The following is a 2,707-nucleotide window of genomic DNA, read 5'->3' as shown; positions in this document are numbered from 1 at the left end:
GATCAAACGCTGGCCGCGCGGAAAGCCGTTGCGGCTGCATCCCCGGATGCAAGCGCTGACGTTAGAGCTCATTCTGCGCGCGGCGTTCGGGTTCGCCGAGGGCGAGCGGCTAATCAGGCTACGGGCGGAACTGGTGCGGCTGCTGACAATTGGGTCCGGCCTCCTGGGCCAGGTGCTGATGGTCACCGTCTCCCCACGCATGACGGCCGGGCTCGCACACAAGATGTTTCGCGGTGTCAACCGCCTGCTCTACGCCGAGATTGATGACCGGCGGAGAGCCGACAACCTTCACGAGCGCCGCGACGCGCTGTCGATGCTGCTGCAGGCTCGACATGAAGACGGCCAGCCGATGAGCGATGACGAGATCCGTGATGAGATGATCACGCTGGTGTTGGCCGGGCACGAGACGACGGCGACCGCGCTTGCGTGGGCCGTGGAACGGATTGTCCGGCATCCCGAGCAACAGGCCCGGCTGACTGAGGAAATCGATGCGGGCGAGTACCAGTTCCGGGACGCTGTGGTCAAGGAGACACTGCGGCTGCGGCCGGTAATCTCCCTGGTTGCACGGCAGCTCACGGCGCCGATGGCAATCGGCGGAGTGTCGTTGCCCGCGGGGGTGACCGTGTGGCCGTCGATCTATCTCATGCACCGGCGGCCGGACATTTACCCCAACCCCGAGCGGTTCCGGCCAGAGCGTTTCCTGGAACAGCGAGCCGGGACCTACACGTGGATCCCGTTCGGCGGCGGCGTGCGGCGATGCCTGGGCGCAGCGTTCGCCGAATACGAGATGCGGGTGGTGCTCGGCACATTGTTCGGTAGCTGCACGGTGCAGCCAACCGATCAGCGACCCGAGCCGGTGAGTCGACGCGGGGTCACCCATGCGCCTGCGCGTGGGGCCACGGTGATGCTGGGATGAAGCGAGAAGGCAACAAAGGCATTGCGCCGGGGCCAGCCTTGCTCGATGCGCTCGCTCGACTCATCACCTCAGCATGGAAAAGGGTGTTGGCGGCAGCGCTGCTCATGCTGGTCGCAGCCGCTGTCATCGGCGCGCCCGCCGCCCACAAATTGTCCACCGGAGGATTTGCTGACCCGAACGCCGATTCGACGAAGGCGACACAGGTGCTGGTGGACAAGTTCCACGTCGGCGATGGTCAGCTCGCGCTGCTCGTGCGCGCTCATGAGGCCATCGACACCCAGCCGGTGCACACGTTCATCGCCGACCTCGTCGCCCAGCTACGGGTCGCAGACCATGTCACGACGGTGGTTTCGCCGTGGGACTCGCCGGACCCGGTCGCAGCCGGTGCGGCGAGCCGAGATATGCACTCCGCGCTCATCGTCGCCGGCCTCGAGGGCGGTGAGGCCCAGACACCCGGTTACGCCGCCGAACTCGCCCGCCGATTCAGCGGCGACCGTGATGGCGGCATCATCGTGCTGGCCGGTGGCGCAAGCATCACCAACACCGAAGTCGTCGATCAGACGCGTCGCGATCTGATCGTCAGCGAGGCGATCGCCCTGCCGATCATCTTGGCCGTACTGGTTTGGGTTTTCGGCGGCCTGGCGGCCGCGCTAATCCCTTTGGCAGTAGGCTGTTTGGCCATTGTCGGCTCGATTGCCATCCTACGGCTGCTGGTCGAAGTCACCGAGGTGTCCGTGTTCGCGCTGAACCTGTCCGCGGGCATGGGCCTGGCGCTGGCAATCGACTACTCACTGCTGATCGTCAGTCGTTACCGTGAGGAGCTCGGCGCGGCTGCAGGATCCGAAGAGGCGATCAGGCGCACGATGTGCACCGCGGGACGCACTATCGGTTACTCTGCCGCCACCGTCGGGCTCTGCCTGATGCCGATGGCGCTCTTTCCGATGTACGCACTGCGGTCGTTAGCTTACGGCAGCGTTGCTGTTGTCGTCTTTGCCGCGCTGGCGTCGCTGTTCGTGGCGCCGGCCGCCATCATGGCCACCGCCAAACGAATCGCGAAAGCCCATGTACCCCACGATCTATCAGCAAACAGGTGGTATCGGTGGGCACGGATAGTGATGAAGCGGCCAGCGATAGCAATTGCGGCGGCGGCACTTCCGCTGCTCGTCATCGCCCTGCCCGTACTCGACGTGCGCTTCGGTTTTCCCGATGACCGAATTTTGCCCTCGACGTCGACTGCCCGGCAGGTCGGCAACGAGATCCGCGCGAACTTCAACCACGACCTCCAATCTGCTATCCCGGTCGTCATCCCCGAGGCGGGGCACCTGAACGCCACGCAGATCCGCTCCTATGCCGCCGTCCTATCCCGGACAACCGGCGTCGTCGGGGTGAGTTCGCCAGATGCAACCTTTGCCGACGGCGCCGCCGTCGGCCCGCCCAATGGGCCGACCGGCGCGCGCGACGGCAACGTTCTCCTCACGATCGAGACCCGGGCCGCGCCATTCAGCGGCGACTACGACACCTTGCTGGACCGCCTGAAAGCGGTGCCGCGGCCCGCAGGCAACGCAGTCTGGCTCGCCGGCACGGAGCAGACCCACCGGGACAGCATCGACAGGATCGCGGCCCGGTTACCGGTGGTTCTCTGCGTCATCGCGGCCGTCATGTTCGTGCTGCTGTTCAGACTGACCGGCAGCGTTGTCATTCCAGTTAAAGCGTTGGTACTCAACTTGTTTTCGCTGTCGGCAACGTTTGGGACGATGGTGTGGATATTTCAAGAGGGACATTTGGGAGGGC

2 protein-coding genes are annotated in these 2,707 nt (G+C 65.1%); both read left to right on the top strand.

The genetic code is table 11. The features are described 5' to 3' along the window. The coding region (locus WAN71_RS19620) for a cytochrome P450 (protein ID WP_422226925.1) at window positions 1-916 on the top strand (916 nt) is incomplete at its 5' end. Further along, the coding region (locus WAN71_RS19615; RefSeq protein ID WP_422226924.1) for an MMPL family transporter at window positions 913-2,707 on the top strand (1,795 nt) is incomplete at its 3' end. The genes WAN71_RS19620 and WAN71_RS19615, both read left to right, overlap by 4 nt.

The organism is Mycobacterium sp., assembly GCF_049280035.1.
Lineage (GTDB): Bacteria > Actinomycetota > Actinomycetes > Mycobacteriales > Mycobacteriaceae > Mycobacterium.
Note: the sequence above shows the minus strand (reverse complement) of the source record. Positions and strands in the feature narration are given on the sequence as shown.